Source organism: Mycobacterium sp. MUNTM1, assembly GCF_054660795.1.
Genome location: NZ_BAAGDE010000069.1, coordinates 1 through 18537, shown reverse-complemented (window position 1 = coordinate 18537; position 18537 = coordinate 1). Strand labels below are relative to the sequence as shown.

Sequence of the window (18537 nt, the reverse complement as noted above, 5' to 3'; positions counted from 1 at the left end):
ATGACGAACACCACCCAGGTGACGCCCGTCCCCGGCACGCCTGCACTGCTGCTGAGCGCTTTCGACCTGGCCGACGTGGGCTACGCCGTCGAGGAGTTCGTCGTCGCCGGCACGGCCACTAGCTACGCACCGGTGAGCGAACTGGGCCCCGACGGTCGCTGGGACGTAACCCCCTCGGGCTCGGCCGATTACACCACCCGCGTCGTGGCGTTGACGCCGTCCGACCCGGCCCGGTTCAACGGGACGGTGCTCGTCGAATGGCTCAATGTCAGCGGTGGCATCGACGCCGCCGCGGTGTGGATGATGGCGCACCGCGAAATCCTGCGCTCCGGCTACGCTTACGTCGCGGTGTCGGCCCAGCGGGTGGGGGTCGAGGGCGGCGAAAGCCTGCTGAGCGCTGACATGTCATTGAAAAGCCAAGACCCGCAACGCTATGCGGGCCTGCACCACCCGGGCGATGCGTTCTCGTACGACATCTTCTCGCAGATCGGTGGGCTCATCAAAGGTGGCGAGCACGGCCCTATCCTGCGGGACCTGCCCGCGCGACGCGTCATCGCCCTGGGCGAATCCCAGTCCGCGATGTTCCTCACCACCTACATCAACGCCGTCGATCCGCAGTCCCCCCGCTACGACGGTTTCCTGGTCCACTCCCGGTTCGGTTCGGCCGCGCCGCTGGACGGCAGTTCGATCTTCGACGAATCCCCTGCGACGCCGGCGGTTACGTTCCGCCCGGAACTGCGCGTCCCGCTGCTCACGGTCATCACCGAGACCGACGTCTTCGGCGGACCGCGCGAGGGCTACTACTTCGCCAGGCAGCCCGACAACGACCGGCTGCGGGTCTGGGAGATCGCCGGCGCCGCCCACGCCGACAATTACACGATCCAGGTGGCGTTCATCGACAGCGGCTCGGCACCGCTCGAGGCCATCGTGGCCGGTTACACGCCGACCAGCACGCTGATGGGCCAGCAACTGGCGCGCAACATCAACTTCGGCCCGCAGCACCACTATGTGGTGCAGGCGGCACTCGCGGCGCTGAACACCTGGGTCGCCACCGGCGAACCCGCGCCGGGCGCCGACCCGCTCGAGGTCCGCGAAAGCTCTGCGCCACAACCCGTTACGGACGCCAACGGTATCGCCCGCGGCGGCATCAGGACGCCATGGGTGGACGTGCCGATCGCCAGGACGTCCGGCCTGGGCGGCGACGAGAGCATCATGTCGGCGATCTTCGGCTCCGGAGAGCTGTTCGACGCCAACACAATCCAGCGGCTCTACCCCGGCGGCAGCACGCAATACCTGGAAAGCTTCACCGGCGCCCTCGACGCGGCGATCGGCGCCGGGTTCATCCTGCCGGCCGACCGCGCCGAGATCCTGCAGCTGGCCGCCGCGACGTATCCCGGCGAGCGGGCTTAGGCCGGATTCCCCGGCTGGAACAGCCGGCTGTCGGGCGGCGGCCCCGGCACCGGGCGGACCAAGCCGGTCCCGGGGATCAGCGGCAGGTCCAGCGCCGACAGCAGGCCGGGCGGGGCCGCGCACACCGCCGGGATGGCGTTGACCATCCGCGAGGCGCCCGCGATGCGCGCCCCCAGGTCGTGGTCGTGGTCTTCGGCCATTTCGAATTCGCAGCGCATGCTTGGCGATCCCTCGATCTCGACGCGGTAGAGGCCCTGCCCGGAGGCCAGCCCGTAGCCGAGATCCTTCGGCGGAATGGAGATGTGGGGCTGCGGCCAGTCGGGGGCGATATCGTCACGCATGCGCGTCACGTGGTCGACGATGAATGTCGGCTTGCCGTCGACATATCCGGTGAGCGTCGAGCGCATCGCGGCGATGGTGCCGGCCGCGATGTGACCGGTGGGGGTGTCGAAGGACTCGGCGGCCGGAATGCGCTCGACGCTCTCCTCGATGTCGTCGATCTTGACGCCCAACCCCGCGGCGAGCTGGTGCAGGACGGGTCCCCACGCGAAGGTGAATATTCCGGGCTGCGCCGCGAATGCCTGATATTCGGGCGGCTTGCCAAAGCCGAGGATCTCATACACCGCAGCACGGTCCGGGTAGGTCGCGTAGTTGAACATCTCGGTGACCCGCACCGACTCGATTGCCCGGGAGACGCCGGTAAGCACCAGCGGCAGCACGTCATTGGCGAACCCGGAGTCGATGCCGGTGGTGAAGAACGACACCCCGCCGTCGAGCGCGGCCTGCCGCAGCGGGCCGGTGAAGGCGGCGTCAAGCCCGTCGGGAAAGACCAGCGGCACCACCGAGCAGGACACCACGTTCTTGCCGGACCGCAGGATCGAGACCATGTCGGCCACGGCATCGACCGGCCGCAGGTTGGCCGCGGCCGCATACACCACCACGTCCGCGTCACCGGCCAGCAGAGCCGCCGGATCCTGAGTGGCCACCACGCCGACCGGCGCGATGCCACACAACTCCCCGGCATCCCTGCCGGCCTTGGCGTCGCTGTGCACCACGACGTCGACCAGTTCGAGCTCCGGATGGTCGATCACCCCACGCAGGGCGATCACACCCATCGATCCCGGCCCCCATACCCCCACCTTGAACACAACCATCTCCTAATATTAGGACGGATCTTCTTGCATTTTGGACGGATCGTAGGGAGCTGGCGGTGGATACGTCAATGGCCGGGACACGACGCGAGCCGGGCGCCAAGTCACCGCCTACCGCGCGGGTGATGAATGTGCTTGCCGCCCTGGCCAATTCGAGGGAAGGCCTCACCTCGGCCGAGCTGGCCAAGAGCTGCGCGATCAGCACCTCGACCTGCGCCCTGGTGCTGGCCGAACTGGAGCGACGGGCCTGGGTGGCCCGTCGCGGCGATCGCCGCTACGGGCTGGGCAGCGGGTTGTTCGGGCTGGTGCACGGGCTGCGCGAACAGTTCCCGCTGTTGGACCGCGGGCGCGACGCGCTGCGCTTCCTGCACGACACGCTCGGCGCGGGCTGCTCGATGTCGAGGATCGGCCCGCGTCATCTGACCACCGTCGACGCGGTCGGCCACGGCACCGACGGCGAACATGCCGTGGGGCAACACTTCCCCATCGACCCGCCGTTCGGCCTGGTCGCCATGGCCTGGCGCGACGACGACTCCGTCTCGGCGTGGTTGCACCGCGTGCTGCCCAGGCTCACCCGCGCCGAAATCGCCGAGCACCGGCGGGTACTGGCGGATATCCGCGCCCGCGGCTACGGCGCCTGGCGCTTCGACGACACCCACCGGTCGCTGCACACCCGGCTGGCCGACGTGCTGGCCTCGCTGGAGCCAACGGCACAGGTCACCCGCCAGCTCACCACGCTGATGACGATGATGGCCCTGCAGTCGATCACCGATATCCTCGAAACCGAGTTACCCACAACGGAATTCGTCGTCCTGCCGATATTCGGCCATGACGGCCAGCCGGAGTACCAGATCGAGATTCACCTGGGCCACCCCACCGGGCTGACCCTGCCGGAAGTCGACGCCGCGCTGCGGCACGCCCAGGGCCTGCTCGCCGCCGCGCTGCCCTGACGCGGCCGCGATTAGGCTGGGGTGATGCCGGCCAGCACGGAGATCAGGGATGCGGCGACCCGCGCCGTCACCAGCACGCCCTGGTTGACCTCCCGGCACTCCTTCTCCTTCGGCGACCACTACGACCCGGACAACACCCATTTCGGGTTGCTGCTGGTGAACAACGACGACATCGTCGCGCCGGGAACGGGATTCGACACCCACCCGCATCGGGACATGGAGATCGTGACCTGGGTGCTGCGTGGCGAACTGTCGCACCATGACTCCGCAGGCAATCGCGGGGTGATCTATCCCGGCCTGGCGCAACGGATGTCGGCGGGCAGCGGGATCCTGCACTCCGAGCGCAACGACTCCGCCACCGAGCCGGTGCATTTCGTGCAGATGTGGGTGGCGCCCGACGAGGCCGGTGTTGAGCCGAGCTACCAACAGCACGAGATCGACGACACGCTGCTGGCGGGCAACCTGGTGACGATCGCCTCGGGGATGTCCGCGCACGACGCCGCGATCACCCTGCACAACCGCAACGCCGCGCTGCACGCAACCCGGTTGCCGGCCGGCGCCGCGGTGAGCCTCCCGCGTTCTCCCTACCTCCACCTCTTCGTGGCCCGGGGCGCCGTCAGCGTGGAGGGCCTCGACGCGGTGAACGAGGGCGACGCCGTGCGATTCACCGACGCGGACGGCCGGCGCGTGTCGGCGAGAGAGCCGTCGGAACTGCTGATCTGGGAGATGCACGCGAAGCTGGGTGACTGATGCCATAGAGGGCGCGGGCCGCTGCCCATAGAGTGGGCACGACAGACAGGAGTCGGCATGCCTTCCTCGCACCCGCAGCACGCGGCGCCCAACCCCGACCGGAACATCAAGGCGATCCGCACCGTGCGGTTCTGGGCGGCGCCCCTGGTCATCACCGTGGCGCTGATGTCGGCGTTGTGCGCGCTCTATCTCGGCGGCATCCTGAATCCGACGACCAACCTGCACCACTTCCCGATCGCGGTGGTGAACGAGGACGCCGGCCCGGGGGGCGCACAGATCGTCGACCGGCTGGTCAATGGGTTGGACAAGAACAAGTTCGACGTCCGCGTGCTCTCCCGCAGCGAGGCCCGTCACCAACTGGACACCGGCCGGGTGTACGGCCAGGTGCTGATACCGCCGAGCTTCTCGTCGAAGCTGCGGGACTTCGCGACCGGCGCGGTGCTGCCCGCCCGCGCGGACCGGCCGTCGATCACGGTCTCCACCAATCCGCGGGCCGGCACCCTGGGGGCGAGTATCGCCGGCCAGACCCTCAACACGGCGATGGGAATCGCCAACGGCATAGCCGGGCAACGGATTATGGCCGAGGTGGCCGCGCAAACCGGCGGCGCGCCGCTGCCCGCTGCGGCCCAGGTGGGGCTGAGCGCCCCCATCGATATCCAATCGAACGTCTACAACCCGCTGCCCAACGGCACCGGCAACGGCCTGTCGGCCTTCTACTACGCGCTTCTGCTGCTGCTCGCCGGCTTCACCGGCAGCATCGTGGTCAGCACGCTGGTGGACGCGTTGCTCGGTTATGTGCCGGCCGAATTCGGCCCGGTGTATCGGTTCGCCGAACAGGTGAAAATCTCGCGGTTTCAGACGCTGCTGCTGAAGTGGGCCATGATGCTGCTGCTGGGGCTGGTGACCTCGGCGGCGTACCTGGCGATCGCCGATGGGCTGGGCATGCCCATCGACCACGGCTGGCAGCTGTGGGTGTTCGGCGTCTTTGCGATCGCCGCCGTCGGCATCACGTCCAGCTCCCTGCTCTCGGTGCTGGGCACCGCCGGCATGCTGGTCAGCCTGCTCATCTTCGTGATCCTCGGGCTGCCGTCGGCGGGCGCCACGGTGCCGCTGGAGGCGACGCCGTCGTTCTTTCGCTGGCTGGCCGAATTCGAGCCGATGCATCAGGTCTTTTTAGGCGCCCGGTCGCTGCTGTACTTCGGCGGCCATGGCGATGCCGGCCTGACGCAGGCGCTGACCATGACGACGATCGGTCTCGTGATCGGGCTGCTGCTCGGTGGCATCGTCACACTCCTGTACGACCGCAAGGGTTTTCACCGGATTCCGGGTGCGGTCGAACTGGCGATCGCGCAGGAACACCAGGCGCAGCACCAGGCCCGCCGCGGCAAGCACGCGGAACCGGCCGCCACGGAACCGACCGCTGCCACCGAGCCGGCGAGCGAGCCGGCAACCGAGCCCGAAAGTTCAAGCGAGCAAGCGTAATTCGCGCGTAGTCTGACCGTCACCACACCGTTATTTTGTTGACAGTGTGACTGTTGGGTCTGATGATGTTCTTGTTGCATTGGGACCTGGCGGAAAGGGCTATCGTGCTGACCCGACGCGCCAGCTTCCGCCGGCTGGCGGCGTGCTGCGCCGCCGTCGTTGCCTGCCTCACCCTGGCCGTCACCTCCGGACAGCCCCTCGCCCGGGCCGCCGACGGCCGCGATCTGCTGGCCAACGCCATCGGCAGCACCCGTGGTTCCTACCTGGTCTACAACTTCGGCCCCGGCCATCCCGCGCCGATGCTCAACGCCGGCGGCGGCTGGTACGAGATGAACAACGGCGGGCACCTGATGATCATCAAGAACGCGGCGGGGCGCCTGTCGCCGCATTTGCTGGTCGACACGCACCAGGGCGATCAGGCCCGCTGCGAGAACAACCCCGGGGCGCGCACCGGTGAGGGCCTCTGGCAGGCCTCGGAGCTGTACGCGCCGCTGCAGGCCTGGCAGCGCATGGGCCAGCCGACCATCGCGATCAACGCCAACTTCTTCGACGTCCGCGGCCAGAAGGGCGGCTCGTGGCGCCAGACCGGCTGCAGCTCGCCGCTGGGCGCCTTCGTCGACAACACCCAGGGCCAGGGCCGCGCCAACCAGGCGGTCACCGGCACCGTCGCCTACCCCGGCAAACAGGGCCTGTCCGGTGGCGGCGAAAGCTGGAGCGCCCTGTCCACCATGATCCTGCCGTCCGGCGGTGCCCCCTATGTGGTGTGGCCCAGGACGAAGAGCGACTATGACGCCGCCACCCCGGTCGTCGCAGACCTGCTCAACAAGAACGAGAAGTTCGTCGCCGTCTCGGGCATCGGGCTGCTCGCGCCCGGCAACACCGGACAGCTGCACGACGGCGGGCCCAGCGCGGCCCGAACGGCTTTGGCCTACGCCAGGCAAAAGGACGAGATGTACATCTTCGAGGGCGGCAACTACACCCCGGACAACATGCAGGACCTGTTCCGCGGCCTGGGCAGCGATAACGCCCTGCTGCTCGACGGCGGTGGCTCGTCGGCCATCGTGCTGCGCCGCGACACCGGCGGCATGTGGGCCGGCGCGGGTTCACCGCGCGGATCGTGCGACACCCGCCAGGTGCTCTGCGATTCACACGAACGGGCGCTGCCCAGCTGGCTGGCGTTCAACTAGCAACGGCCGCGGCGGTTTTCGTCGGCGACGGTCCCAACCGGAAGATCAGCAGACTCGCCGCTATCACCGCCGCGGCGACCACGAACACCGGGGCGATCACGTATCTCGACATCGTCGCGCCGAGGAACGCGCCGGCGCACATGGTGGCGACCACACCGATGCGCAGCCGGTGGCGTTCGCCGGTGCCGCCGGCCAGCCGGCTGTCCAGCCCGAGGCTGACGATCGTCGACGTCAGCACCGTGGTGGAGAGCTCCGGAATGCCGAACTGGCGCGCGCTCGAATGTTGTAGGCCGAAGGTCACCGCCAGGATGCCGATCATGAGCAGCTTCGAATTGCCTTGGTAACGCAGCACTCCCGTGCCCGCCAGGACCGCCAGCCCCACCAGCAGGACGATCTCGGTCGTCAGCACCGTGGTGATCCATGGTCGCGTGCGCGCGCCGAAGTGCCGGGACAGGCGGCCGCTGACGATCGTGGTGCAGATGAACGTCGGCAGGGCCACCGCGACGGCGGTCAGGTCGATGGTGGTGCTCGGGGCCAGCCAGAACCCGAGGAAGATCACGTTGCCGGTCATGTTGGCGACGAACACGTGGCCGAGCGCCAGGATGCTGATCGAGTCGGCCAATCCGGTGGCGAACGTCAGCAGCAGCAACGCTGCTACGGTCCATCGTCCGGATACCGGTGACGTGACAGCCATGCTGTGCAGCCTATTTCGGCACCTATCGCGGCCGGCGCTAAACCTTCGGCGTCAGATCCAGCGACGTGATCGTCGTCATCCTGGTCACCAGCCAACGGCTGTTCGACCGCTTCAGAAACAGCCGGTACGACAGGTACTTCAGTGACGGCACGTTCTTGGTCAGCGGGCTGGTGGAGGTCGTGTTGGTGTAGACGATCACCGAGGCGTTCGGGTCGTCCAGCGTTTCGACCGCCGCGCCGGTGACCTCGGTGCTGTTGCTGATCTTGGCCTGCTTGTTGGGGGCCACGATCGCGTCGACGAATTTGCGGTACTGCGCCTCGAAATCGCCGCTGAGGTAGCGGGATGCGCGGTCGGCGAGTGTGTCCATGTTTTCCGGCGTGTACGTCCACAGCGTGGTGATCGCGTTGGCTGCGGTCCGCGCGACGTTCAATTTCGTTGCGGCGGTGGCCCGATCGGCCAGGTACGGCTGCATCATCGCACCGGCGAACGCGGCGGACCCGACGAACACCAGGGCGGCGATCACGGCGACGATGGCCCAGGCCTTGCCGGCCAGCCGCTTCTTGCCCGCGCCATCGGACGGCGCCGCGTCGGTGGTCTGTTCCGCGTTCTCGCCGGCTGCCTCGGCATCGGCCCCCTCGGCAGCGGCGGATTCCGTTGCCGCGTCCGCCTTGTCGTTGTGCGCCTCCGAACCGTCGCCCTCCGCCGGGCCCGTCGCCTCGGTCTCCGGGGCGGCCGGGCTCTCCTCGGCGGTCACATCACCTGCTGCAGGTTGCTGATCTTCCACTGGTTCCCTTCCTGCGTCGCGGTTGCCGCCCAACGATTGGTGTTCTCCAAGACCTGTTTCTCATCCGGCGACTTGGTGGTGATCGCGGTGGCCACCATGACGCTGGCGCTGCCGTCGTCGTTCCATCGCTCCAGGCCGGCGCCCAGGACGCTGCCGGTCGCCGGTTCGGCCCTCGCGACCTGGAGCAGGATCTCGTTGGCGTTCTTCTCGTACTGCTTGGCGAAGTCGCCGGTCGCCTGCGTCAAGATCCGGTTCACGTAGTCGTTGGCGTGAAAGGGATCGATGGAGGTGAACTGCGTCATGAACCCGGTCACGTAGCTGAGCACCTCGCGGTCCTTCGACGCGGCCCGCGCCCGCGATGCATGCGAGCCGAGCATCAGCGCGCAGGCCGTGATCGCCGCCACCATCAGCAGCGCGGCGACCGTGCCGGCCAACGGCACCAGCCAGGGTCGCTGCGCCTCGGCCTCGACCGGGCGCGCAATGAGAAGGGGCCGCTCGTCGGGGGCGAACCTGCGCCGCGGGCTCATTTTCCGCTCCCCGGCTGCTTCGGCTTGGTCAAGACGTTGAGATCGTCGACGCGCCAGGCGTTTCCGCCGCCCTTGGCGAAGTTCACCCGCACGGTGGCGCTGATGTAGCGCTGCTCGGGCCCGCTGCCGCGTCGGCCCTGCATGAACAGCAGCATGGCCGCCCGGTCCGGTCCCGCCGATTCGATCGAGCTGTTGGTGACCCAGTACTCGTTGATGACGGGGTGCCCCTTTTGCACCAGGTCCTGCTGGGCGGCCAGCTGGGGCCGATACTTGTCGGTCGCCAGCGACAGCGCCCGCGCGAAGTCGTCGTGCAGCGACTTGGGGTCGTACGTCAGCATCTGGGCGACGATCTTCGGTCCCTGCGTGGCGATCTGGGCGCGGGTCTGATCGGTCGCCCGGTCAGTGGAGTACACCACGAAGAAGCTGATCGCGGTCCCGGCCAGGCAGAGCGCCACCGCGCTCGCCACCGCGGCCGCGGCCCAGCGCCGGATGCCGGCGGGCGCCGCGCCCGGTTCAAGCGGTCGCACTTCGGTGCGCGCCAGCATGTCGGCGAACGTGCGGCGGCGTGAATCCCACAGGGGCCAAAGCCATCCCACGATTGAGACGGTGTCGAGCAGGTGGGCGACATCCCGGAGCAGCAGGGTCCACGGCCCGGGCGCGCCGCCGGAGCGTCCCGTCACCGCTATGCCGACCAGCGCACGGCCCAGGCTCCAGCCGGTGATCACCGGCAGCAGCAGCCGATTGACCAGCACCAGCAGGGTGACGACGCCGAGGACGGAGATGGCCAGCCACCACCACGCGCCGTGGGCCGGAACGGTACGTAGAACCAGCGCCATCGTCGCGATCATCGCGAGGCCCGGCAGGACGTCGACGGCGAAGGCGCGAACGCGAGAGAGCCAGGGCGCCAGGGCTTCTCGCGGTGACTCCTGGATTGCCGTGGGCGCAGTCTCTTCGACCACCACCGTCACTTCGTCACCTGGTCGAGCTTGGAAATCTTGTACTGCCCCTCGGCGAAGGCCATCTTCACGCGCAGCCGGTAGCCGGCTTCGCTCTGATTCTGGTCGCTGGCCACTTTCACGCGCAGCGCGACGAGGATGTCGATCGAGCCGTCGGGGTTGTTGCGCTCGACGGCCGCCCGCACGTCCGACACCTGAACGTGGATGTTCGCGGCCTGATACGCCTGCACGAGCATGCTGGTGTAGAGCAGCGCCTGCGAGCGGAACGCGTCCGTACCGCAGTCGACGATCTTCTGCTCGCTGGCGGTCATCGCGTTGGTGTCCGGCGCCTGGGTCGCCGATACGCATTCCACCGCCGCCTTCAGCGCCGCGGCGTCGTTGCGGGCGATCCGCTGGCTTTGGTGGTGATAGTGCAGCGCGAGGTAGCCGCCCCCGCCGACGCCGAGGGCGCACAGCACCAGCACCGCGGCGATCGCGGCCAGCCATCCGCGGCCCACCCGGGACGGGCCCCGCGGTGCGGCCGCCGCGGGCGCGCCGGATGCCGCGTCACCCCCGCCGTCACCGTCGGGCTCGGTCGCGGCGCCGGACTCGGACGCGTCAGTGTCGGCAGCACCGGCCGTGGATTCCACCGCATCCTCGGATGCATCCTGCGGACCGGTTTGCTCGGCTCCGTTCTCGGGTGCCGCCGAATCCTCGTTCTTGTCCTGGGTGGTCAACGAATCGTCCGTGTCGATGGGGTTCAGCCGGCTGGTGCCAGCATCTCCTTCCATCCATCGTCTCCTGTTCTGGTCGAGTTCTCGACGGAGTATTTAACTCCGTCTGGCCCTACCAGTTCACCGCTTTGGGGACTGTAGATCGCCGAGGGGGGCCCGCTGGGTTTGTAGACACAGGGGTTGGGCTGCTGGCCATTGCACTGCACGGTACCCGACCCCGGCCGGGACAACGGATCGCTGGTGGGCGGGGGTGTGCCCGCGACCCGGTCCGAGGGTGCCGGGTTCAGTCCGTTGTCGATCGACGGTGCCGGGATCACCATTCCCGGCCGGACCGATTGATCACAGCGCGCCGCGGGCGCCGGGCACGTCAGGATCTGGTTGGGATCGCCATACCAAGGGTTGGTACCCGCCGGCACGTACGGCTTGGGGTCGCGGCATTCGCGCGGGGTGGCGGCCCGTTTGCCCGGAATGTCGGTACAGGGGATGTTGCGCGAGCCGCGCACGCTGTTCGCCGGGGTGTCCATCGGGATCTTGCAGTACGTGCCCGTCGGCAACGGCTGGATGCTGGTGTCGGCCGGCGACCGCCACTCCGGGGCCGGGATGAACCCGGTCAGGCACGGCGGGGGCTGGTTGATCGACAGCGCCAGGTCGAGCGCGGCCATGTTCGGGAACGGCGCGGCCACCGTCTGGGCGATCGACGCACCCTGCGGCAGGAACACCAGGACCTGCTCGACGCCGGTGTGGTAGCGCTTGAGCAGGTCGATCACGACCTCGAGGTTGGCCAGCGTCTGCGGCAGCGAATCCCGCACGTCGCTGAAGACCGAGTTGACCTGGTCGGCCGTCGGCGCCGCCTGGCGCAGCACGCTCTTGACGTGTTGGTCCTCCTGCGCGGATTGGGCGCCCAGCCTGTTCAGGTTGCGTGCCCAGCGCTCGATGTTGTCACTCGACTTGACCTGGCTGTCCAGCACCGGCCCGGAGTTCTGGATGATGTCGTTGACGTCGGTCATCTGGTTTTTGAAGTCGCCGACGATCGCCTGCGTCGCGTCGACCAACCGCTGCAGGTTGGGTCCCAACCCGCCGACGGATTGCGCCGTCTCGTCGAGCAGCTGGCCGATCTTCTCCTTGGGCAGCACCGCGAGCCCGCGGTTCGCCGTGTCCAGGGCGGGCCCGATCTCGGCGGGCACCGTGCCCTTGGTGATGGTCTGCCCGTCGGCCAGATACTTGCCGGGATTGCCGCTCGACGTCAGGTCCAGGTACTGCTCACCGACGGCCGAGACCGAGTGCACGTTGGCGGTGGCGTCGATCGGGATCTTGTAGTGACTGTCGATGCTCATCGTCGCCTGAGCGCCGCGCTCGGTGGGCTCGACGTCGGTCACCTTGCCGATGGTGATGCCGCGATAGGTGACGTTGGCCGTGGGGTACAGCCCGCCCGATGCGGGCAGGTCGGCCTTCAGGGTGTAGCGGCCGATGCCCACCAGGCTCGGGATCTGCAGGTAGTAGATCCCGAGCACGAGCAGCGAGATGACGGTCAGGATCCCGAACGCGATCAGCTGGCGTCGGATGAAGGGAGTCAGCATTGGCTTCTGTCCGCCCTTTCCACCAGCGGTCCGCCCGGTGCGTCATTCGGGTTCGGCGTGTAGCGCACGTCCGGGATCATCGTCTCCGGATCGCGCCCGAACGACTGCTCGAGCGCCCGCAGGGCTCCCGACAATCCGGTCCCGGTGAGGAACGCGTTGTCGACGGCGCTGTAGGTCAGGTCGAGCGTCAGCGAGATGTTGATGTAGTCGCCGCGGAAGATCTTCGGGACCGTGTCGATGTCGAACGGCTGGGTGAGGATCAGCTTCAGCGCGCCGATCAGGTACGGCGAGGCCCGGCCGAGTTCCTTCAGCGGGCACTGCAGCGCCTGCAGGTCGGTGTGCAGCGGACCGCGTGCCTCCGACAGGTACTGGTCGGCCGCCTGGCTGAGGCGTCCCACCGAGTCGACGGCGTTGATCAGATGCTGCTGATAGTCCTTGTTCGCGAAGTATTTGATCAGCGGCGGGATGTCGGTCAGCACCCGGTCCAGGACGTCGGCGCGGCCGCCCACGTAGGTCAGCAGCCGGTTGGTGGAGTCGATGGCGTGGGTGATGTCATCGCGCTGCTGGTTGAGCTGGGTGGTGAAGGTGTCCAGCTTGCCCAGCAGCGACCGGATCTGATCGCCGCGGCCGTTGAAGATGTTGTAGACCTCGTTCTGCAGCACCTCGAGGTTCGGGATGCCGCCGCCGCGCAGGATCAGCGACAGGCTGGCCAGCGTCTGCTCGGTGGTCGGGTACGACGTCGAGTTCTTCAGCGGAATGGTGTCGCCGTTCTTGAGCAGCTCGGGCGACGGGTTCGGCGGCGAAGCCAATTCGACGTGCTGGGAACCCAGCAGCGAGGTCTGGCCGATCTTGGCGGTGGCGTTCTTGGGCAGCTTGACGTTCTTGTCCACGCCCAGCGTCAGGGTAGCGATCCAGTTCTTCAGCTGGATGGCCTTGATCGATCCGACGAACACGTCGGCGACCATCACCTTGCTGTTGCCGTTGATCGCCAGGGTGTCGGGCACCTGCACGTACAGGGTCATGGACCCCCCGCCGCTGCCGGGGCCGCCGGGGATCGAGACGTTGGAGATGCCCTTCCAGCCGCATGAGGTCAGCACCATCGCGGCGACCAGCAGGGTCAATCCTTGCCAGGCCCGACGGCGAAGTACCGGAAGCGCGCCCCTCAGGGACCGTCGGCTCGGCCCGCTCCTCGCGCGCAGCGCGCTCGTCGCGCCCCTCAGGGACCGTCGGCTCGGCCCGCTCCTCGCGCGCAGCGCGCTCGTCGCGCCCCTCACTGGCCACCTCCAAAGTCAGCGGGTGCCGCCGGGCCGCCCGCGTTCGGGGCCGGCGCGGACACCGGCGCCGGCGTCGGCGCGACCGGACCCGGGATCACCTCCGGCCCCGGCGGTGGCGGCGGAATGGGGACCTGCGGCGGATTCTGGCCGATGACGGGCGCTATCGGGTTCTCGTCATAGGCGTTCGGCGGACCCGGAGGGGTCTGCAGGTTCGACTGGACGGGCGCGATGTTCGGCCCACCCATCAGCTCTTCCAGCGAGTCCGGCGTCATCAGGCCCGCGGTGATCGGCCCGACCTGCTGCCCCTGCATGCCCGGGGCGACGATCCAGCCCGGTTGGGTGTTGCGGTGCGACGTCGGGGTGTCCGGAACCCAGATGCCCGGGACGGTGGTGTCCTTGTATCCGTTCGGCGGGTGCAGCCGGTCCTCGGAGTAGGCGACCTCCTTGGGCAACGTCTCGGCCGTGCTGAACAGGTTCAACCCGAACGGCGGGTAGTTGAACTTGATCGCGTCGAGGATCGGCGAGAGGTACTGCGCGCACAGTTCGGCCGATTCCTGGTACCCCAACCGGCTGCCGGCCTGGATCGCGCTACAGATGAACTGCATCGGGTTCGCGAAGTTGGTGATCGACGGGATGGCCACCACCGAACCGTGCGACGGGTGATAGATCTGGTTGATGTTGGCCGCGGCCGTCGGCAGCACGTGCAGCGCGGTCTCCAGCCCGTTGAGCGGATCCGGTTGCAGCAGCGCGTTCGTCGCGGTTTCCAGGTTGTTGACGTCTTGGACCAGCACCCCGCGGTTCTTGTCCAAAAACGGGCGGATGGTGGTGAGCAGGCTGTCGAACTGCACGATCGCGTTCGCCAGGTCGGTATCGGAATGCGCGAGCCGCGTGGTGAAGTCGGCCAGATTCGAGTTGAGCGCGACGAACTGCTGGTCGTCGTTGTGTAGTGCGTTGACGAACAGCGCCAGGCTGCGTACCACCGCGAAGAAGTCGCCGCGCCCCTCGTTCAGCGCGGTCAGCGCCTGCGACAGGCTGGTCAGCGTCGCGTTGAACTGCTTGCCCTTGCCGGCCAGCCCATCGGCGAACGACTCGATGACCTCACCGAACGGGCCCTTGGGCTGCTCGGGTGTCGGGCCCAGCTTGGAGATGATGTTGGTGATGCTGTTGCGCAGTTGGTCCCACTCGACCGGCACCTGAGTGCGCTCTTCGGGGATCACCGCGTTGTCGGCCAGCACCGGCCCGCCCTTGTACGCCGGCTCCAGCTGGATGGCCCGCGACGCCACCAGGGTGGGGTTGAGGATCACTGCCGAGGCGTTGGCCGGAACCCGGTACTTGTTCTCGTAGTGGAAGGTGACCTTCATCTTGTCGCCGGCTGGCTCGATCTTGTCGATCGCGCCCACCCGCAGGCCCATGATCTGGACCTTGTCGCCTTTGTACAGCGCGTTCGCCGCCGGGAAGTAGGCCACCACGGTGTTGTTGGTCAGCTTCTCGTACAGCCGCCAGCCGACGTAGCCGACGACGAGCGCCAGGATCACCACCAGCGATCCGATGATGACCGATGCCCGGGACAGTCTCGGCAGCCGGATGTTGCGGATGTCAAAGATGGTGCTCAATTCTGGCTACCTCCCCCCGCTGCGCCACTGCCTCCGGCTCCGCCGGGGTTGATGAACGGTGCCGGTAGCTGGTTGCCCGGCCCGGGCGGCGCCGGCGGTCCCGGCGGGAGCCCCGGCGCGAACGTCGACGGCGGCGGCGGCGGTCCGGCCGGCGCGAGGTTCTCGGTGCGCGCACCCGGGGGAGCCTGCGTCGGCAACGGCACCGGTGTGCCCGGCACATCGGGCGGCGGGTCGCCCGGCCGGCCCGCGATCGGGATGCCCGGCGTCGGCGGCAGACCCGCGGGGTTGGGCGGCGAGGTCATCACGTCGATGGGCGCCGGGAAGCCCGGCCCACCGAACGGGCCCGACGCGGCACCCGCGCACGGCAACGGATTCCACGGCCGCGGCAGACCCTCGTCCCCGACGGTGACGTTGCCGCCCGGGTTGGCCGGCGTGTACGAGCACGGCGACCCCGGTGGGACGGCCGGGCCCGGGTGATCGGGCGTGCCTTCAAGCACCGGCGGCGCCGGCGGCGGCGCGCCATTCGGGAAGCGGGTCCCGTTCGGGTCGGGCCAGCGGTATTCCGGCAGGCCGGCGCTGCGCCAGAAGTTCTCCGGATCGATGCCGCGCTTCTTGAAGGCGGCGTCGACCCACGGCTGGGAAATCTGGTACAGGGCCAGGTTGTGCAGGACCACCTTGAAGAACGGTCCCGACGCGATGGCCTCGTTCAGCGAGGGCAGGAATTTGCCGACCTCGGTGAAACCGTTGGCCAGGTCGTCTTTGCGCTGCACGAGGATGTCGCTGACCGTGCGCAGCTGTTCCAGCACGTGGTTCAGGTTCGGGTTGTCGTTGATCAGGCCCTTGACCTGTTCGGAGAACGCGGCGATGTTGCCCAGCAGGGCGTTGATCGCCTGGCCGCGCTCGTTGAAGGCGGCCAGCAGCGTCTTGGTGTTGACCAGCAGCCGGTCGACCTGATCGCTGCGCTTACCGAGGATGCCCGCTACCTGGTTGGCCTGGGCCAGCAGGTGCTTGACCTCTTCGTCGCGCTTGCCGACGGTGTCGGAGAACTTCTCCACCCCTTCCAGCGCCGGGCTCAGGTGCGGGTAGGTCTGGTCGATGGTCTGCGACAGCACGTGCAGCGACTGCTTGACGGTGTCGATGTCCCAGCCCTGGGCGGCCTTGGTGACGTCGAAGAACGCGTCGTAAATCTGATACGGCGTGGTGCTCTGGCCGATCGGCAGCGTCGCTCCGGGCCGCAACGGCTGGTTGCCGCGGGCCTCGACGTCGAGGATCTTCTTACCGAGGATGGTGTCGGTCTTGATCGCCAGCCGGCTCTCGGTGCCGATGGTGCTGGTGCCGATGGAGAACTTCAGCAAAATGTGGTCGCCGTCGATCTTGAGGCCCTCCACCTTGCCGACGTCCACGCCGGCGATGCGCACTTTGTCGCCGCTGTTGATGCCGCCGGTGTCGGTGAACTGGCCGTAGTAGCTCGGCTTGGCGAACAGCATCGGAACGCTGGTGAAGCTTTGGCCGACGCCGATCACCAGCACCGTCACGACGATGCCCATCAGCCCGATGCGAACCCGGTTGGGTGGCTCCAGTGTCCTCATTGCGGCGTGCACCTACCCGTCGGCTGCTGGAACAGCCGGACCGTGCGGACCGGGCCGCCGGCCTGCAGGCCGTTGATCTTCAGGGTGATGTCGCAGGCGTAGAAGTTGACGAAGTCCCCGTAGGACCCGATGGCGCGCCCGATCATGTTCAACGCGGTCGGCACCTTCTTGAGGTAGTCCTGCAGCTGGTCTTGCTGGTCGATCAGCGGCTGCTGCACCGCGTCCAGGTAATTGATCGTCTTGTGCAACAGTCCGCGGTCCTCGGCGAGTAGGTCGGCGACCGTGCCGGCCGCGTTGCTGATGTGCGCGACCCCACCCGCCAGCTGGTCACGGTGGTTGTTGAGGCCGGTGATCAACACTTCGAGGTTGTTGATGGTCTCGTCGAACTGCTGCCGGTGGCGAACGGTCGTGTCCAGCACGATGTTCAGGTTCTTGATCACCTCGCCGATCGCCTGGTCGCGCTGGCCGAGCTGGCTGGTCAGTTGCGCGGTCTGGTCGAGGATGTCGTTGATGGTGCCGCCCTGGCCCTGGAAGACGGTGACCAGCGAGCTCGCGATGGTGTTGACCTTCTGCGGGTCCAGCGCCCGGAACAGCGGCTTGAACCCGCCGATCAGGGCGTCGAGGTCGAGCGCCGGCTGGGTGCGCGCCAGCGGGATGAACCCACCGGGCGGCAGGACCTTGTCGGCGCCTTCGCCCTGACCGCGCTTGAGCTCCAGGTAACGGTTACCGATCAGGTCGAGGTAGCGGATCTGGGCGGTCGTCGACTGGTACAGCGGGATCGACCGGTCGACGTTGAACTTCACCCGGGCGCGCTTGCCGTTGTCGACCAGCTCCACCTTGTCGACCTTGCCGACCTCAACCCCCGAGGCGCGGACGAACTGGCCCGCGCGCAGGCCGCTCACGTTGCTGAACTCCGCCGAGTACCCGTTGGTGCGGTCGAAGCGCATCTGACCGAACACCACGATGATCATCACAGTGAAGATCAGCAGCACCACCGAGAAGATGCTGAGTTTGACAAGGGTTCCGGTGATTTTCATGGGTTGATCGTGTTATCCCCTACCTGGCGGCCCCAGACGTACTCGATCGCATACGGCGATCCGGTGTCCAGGTGGTTGTACGGCGCAAGGCTGTTGCCGGAGTCCATCACCAGTTCCGGCGCGGGCCACAGGTCGTGGGTGAGCGGCTGCCAGCATCCGGGCGCACCGCCCGGGCCGCCGCGCGCGTTCACCCGCGGCAGGTTCTCCGGGTAGATGTAGGGGTTCGGGGCACCGCCGACCAGACCGGCCGTGGCGCCGAGGCCCAGCGTGAGCGCCGCGACGGCGACCAGCGACAGAGGGTTGGCGACCAGTCCCAATCCGGACAGCGCCTGGGTGTGGGCGACCAGCGAGTAACCATTGCCGCCCAGGAAGGACGAGGCCTTGGGCTCGATGTCGTGGTAGTTCCGCACGGTGCAGAACAGCTCGGGACTGTAGGTGTCCAGCAGCTGCGCGGTCGGCACCAGGTCGTCGGCGCCGCGCGCCAGATACGGCCCGCCCTTGTTGAACAGCTCCGCGCCGGTGTTGCCGAACCCGGCCGCCGACAGCAGCGCCTGATCCAGATCCTTCTGCTGGGCGTTGATCGTGCGCGACGTGATCACCGCATTGTTGAGGAAGTCGAACAGGTCCGGCGACGCGTTCGCGTAGGTGTCACCCAGCGCCGCCAACCGCTGAATGTCCTTGCGCGCCTGCGGCATCTGCGGATTCACATCATCGAGCAACGCATTGGCGTTGGTCACCGACTGCCCGAACTTCTCCCCCAACCCGCTCAGCGACTGCGCCGCCGCGCTCAACGTCAAATTCAGCTTGACCGGATCCACCTTCTCCGCGATCGAGGTGATCGTC

The 18537-nt window shown here is 67.9% G+C and carries 17 protein-coding genes; 5 read left to right on the top strand and 12 right to left on the bottom strand.

Features of this window, described 5'->3' with window-relative positions; all coding sequences use genetic code 11:
• The gene (locus ACYQ8K_RS26695) at positions 1 to 1410 is read left to right on the top strand and encodes an alpha/beta hydrolase domain-containing protein (protein ID WP_459973826.1); all 1410 of its coding nucleotides are present in this window, start codon (positions 1 to 3) and stop codon (positions 1408 to 1410) included.
• On the opposite strand, the gene ACYQ8K_RS26690 is transcribed toward ACYQ8K_RS26695, so the two are convergent.
• Positions 1407 to 2558 carry an NAD(P)H-dependent amine dehydrogenase family protein gene (locus tag ACYQ8K_RS26690; RefSeq protein WP_459973849.1) on the bottom strand — a complete coding sequence of 384 codons (1152 nt, stop codon included), beginning with the start codon at positions 2556 to 2558 and terminating at the stop codon, positions 1407 to 1409. The two genes, ACYQ8K_RS26695 and ACYQ8K_RS26690, sit on opposite strands and share 4 nt — an antisense overlap.
• A gap of 74 nt (positions 2559 to 2632) precedes the next feature.
• Here ACYQ8K_RS26690 and ACYQ8K_RS26685 point away from each other — a divergent pair, with 74 nt between their 5' ends.
• The 4 genes from ACYQ8K_RS26685 (at position 2633) to ACYQ8K_RS26670 (ending at position 6930) form a co-directional block, all read left to right on the top strand.
• A complete protein-coding gene (locus ACYQ8K_RS26685; protein ID WP_459973824.1) occupies positions 2633 to 3511 on the top strand; it encodes a MarR family transcriptional regulator in 879 nt (292 codons plus the stop codon).
• A gap of 24 nt (positions 3512 to 3535) precedes the next feature.
• A complete protein-coding gene (locus tag ACYQ8K_RS26680) occupies positions 3536 to 4261 on the top strand; it encodes a pirin family protein (protein ID WP_459973822.1) in 726 nt (241 codons plus the stop codon).
• Between the two features lie 57 nt (positions 4262 to 4318).
• Entirely contained in the window at positions 4319 to 5743 is a 1425-nt protein-coding gene (locus ACYQ8K_RS26675; protein ID WP_459973820.1) for a YhgE/Pip domain-containing protein, read from the top strand.
• A 65-nt stretch (positions 5744 to 5808) separates the two neighbouring features.
• On the top strand, positions 5809 to 6930 hold the full coding sequence (locus ACYQ8K_RS26670) for a phosphodiester glycosidase family protein (RefSeq protein ID WP_459973847.1): 1122 nt from the start codon (positions 5809 to 5811) through the stop codon (positions 6928 to 6930).
• On the opposite strand, the gene ACYQ8K_RS26665 is transcribed toward ACYQ8K_RS26670, so the two are convergent.
• From ACYQ8K_RS26665 to ACYQ8K_RS26615, 11 genes are all read right to left on the bottom strand, one after another.
• Positions 6923 to 7624: a YoaK family protein gene (locus ACYQ8K_RS26665; protein ID WP_459973818.1), complete on the bottom strand. Its 702-nt coding sequence runs from the start codon at positions 7622 to 7624 to the stop codon at positions 6923 to 6925. The genes ACYQ8K_RS26670 and ACYQ8K_RS26665 overlap by 8 nt on opposite strands.
• Positions 7625 to 7661: 37 nt before the next feature.
• Positions 7662 to 8408 carry a mammalian cell entry protein gene (locus ACYQ8K_RS26660; RefSeq protein WP_459973816.1) on the bottom strand — a complete coding sequence of 249 codons (747 nt, stop codon included), beginning with the start codon at positions 8406 to 8408 and terminating at the stop codon, positions 7662 to 7664.
• A complete protein-coding gene (locus ACYQ8K_RS26655) occupies positions 8375 to 8935 on the bottom strand; it encodes a mammalian cell entry protein (RefSeq protein ID WP_459973814.1) in 561 nt (186 codons plus the stop codon). The genes ACYQ8K_RS26660 and ACYQ8K_RS26655 overlap by 34 nt, the downstream gene beginning before the upstream one ends.
• Positions 8932 to 9903: an RDD family protein gene (locus ACYQ8K_RS26650; RefSeq protein WP_459973812.1), complete on the bottom strand. Its 972-nt coding sequence runs from the start codon at positions 9901 to 9903 to the stop codon at positions 8932 to 8934. The genes ACYQ8K_RS26655 and ACYQ8K_RS26650 overlap by 4 nt, the downstream gene beginning before the upstream one ends.
• Positions 9900 to 10661: an Mce protein gene (locus ACYQ8K_RS26645; RefSeq protein ID WP_459973810.1), complete on the bottom strand. Its 762-nt coding sequence runs from the start codon at positions 10659 to 10661 to the stop codon at positions 9900 to 9902. Before ACYQ8K_RS26645 ends, ACYQ8K_RS26650 begins: the two co-directional genes overlap by 4 nt.
• Positions 10631 to 12181, bottom strand: a complete 1551-nt coding sequence (locus ACYQ8K_RS26640; RefSeq protein WP_459973809.1) for a virulence factor Mce family protein — start codon at positions 12179 to 12181, stop codon at positions 10631 to 10633. The genes ACYQ8K_RS26645 and ACYQ8K_RS26640 overlap by 31 nt, the downstream gene beginning before the upstream one ends.
• Positions 12175 to 13347 carry a virulence factor Mce family protein gene (locus ACYQ8K_RS26635; RefSeq protein WP_459973845.1) on the bottom strand — a complete coding sequence of 391 codons (1173 nt, stop codon included), beginning with the start codon at positions 13345 to 13347 and terminating at the stop codon, positions 12175 to 12177. Before ACYQ8K_RS26635 ends, ACYQ8K_RS26640 begins: the two co-directional genes overlap by 7 nt.
• 104 nt (positions 13348 to 13451) lie before the next feature.
• Positions 13452 to 15068 (bottom strand): virulence factor Mce family protein, encoded by a 1617-nt coding sequence (locus ACYQ8K_RS26630; RefSeq protein ID WP_459973807.1) that lies wholly within the window; start codon positions 15066 to 15068, stop codon positions 13452 to 13454.
• Complete coding sequence (locus ACYQ8K_RS26625) at positions 15065 to 16657, bottom strand: virulence factor Mce family protein (RefSeq protein ID WP_459973805.1); 1593 nt, start codon at positions 16655 to 16657, stop codon at positions 15065 to 15067. The genes ACYQ8K_RS26630 and ACYQ8K_RS26625 overlap by 4 nt, the downstream gene beginning before the upstream one ends.
• Positions 16654 to 17694 (bottom strand): virulence factor Mce family protein, encoded by a 1041-nt coding sequence (locus ACYQ8K_RS26620; RefSeq protein WP_459973803.1) that lies wholly within the window; start codon positions 17692 to 17694, stop codon positions 16654 to 16656. Before ACYQ8K_RS26620 ends, ACYQ8K_RS26625 begins: the two co-directional genes overlap by 4 nt.
• Positions 17691 to 18537: MCE family protein (locus ACYQ8K_RS26615; protein WP_459973801.1), on the bottom strand; the 847-nt coding region annotated here is incomplete at its 5' end. The genes ACYQ8K_RS26620 and ACYQ8K_RS26615, both read right to left, overlap by 4 nt.

Bases quoted from the DNA above. Each gene is read 5' to 3' on its own strand.
- ACYQ8K_RS26695 (WP_459973826.1), top strand. From the start codon at position 1: ATGACGAACACCACCCAGGTGACGCCCGTCCCCGGCACGCCTGCACTG.
- ACYQ8K_RS26685 (WP_459973824.1), top strand. From the start codon at position 2,633: ATGGCCGGGACACGACGCGAGCCGGGCGCCAAGTCACCGCCTACCGCG.
- ACYQ8K_RS26680 (WP_459973822.1), top strand. From the start codon at position 3,536: ATGCCGGCCAGCACGGAGATCAGGGATGCGGCGACCCGCGCCGTCACC.
- ACYQ8K_RS26675 (WP_459973820.1), top strand. From the start codon at position 4,319: ATGCCTTCCTCGCACCCGCAGCACGCGGCGCCCAACCCCGACCGGAAC.
- ACYQ8K_RS26670 (WP_459973847.1), top strand. From the start codon at position 5,809: ATGTTCTTGTTGCATTGGGACCTGGCGGAAAGGGCTATCGTGCTGACC.
- ACYQ8K_RS26665 (WP_459973818.1), bottom strand. From the start codon at position 7,624: ATGGCTGTCACGTCACCGGTATCCGGACGATGGACCGTAGCAGCGTTG.
- ACYQ8K_RS26655 (WP_459973814.1), bottom strand. From the start codon at position 8,935: ATGAGCCCGCGGCGCAGGTTCGCCCCCGACGAGCGGCCCCTTCTCATT.
- ACYQ8K_RS26645 (WP_459973810.1), bottom strand. From the start codon at position 10,661: ATGGAAGGAGATGCTGGCACCAGCCGGCTGAACCCCATCGACACGGAC.
- ACYQ8K_RS26640 (WP_459973809.1), bottom strand. From the start codon at position 12,181: ATGCTGACTCCCTTCATCCGACGCCAGCTGATCGCGTTCGGGATCCTG.
- ACYQ8K_RS26625 (WP_459973805.1), bottom strand. From the start codon at position 16,657: ATGAGGACACTGGAGCCACCCAACCGGGTTCGCATCGGGCTGATGGGC.
- ACYQ8K_RS26620 (WP_459973803.1), bottom strand. From the start codon at position 17,694: ATGAAAATCACCGGAACCCTTGTCAAACTCAGCATCTTCTCGGTGGTG.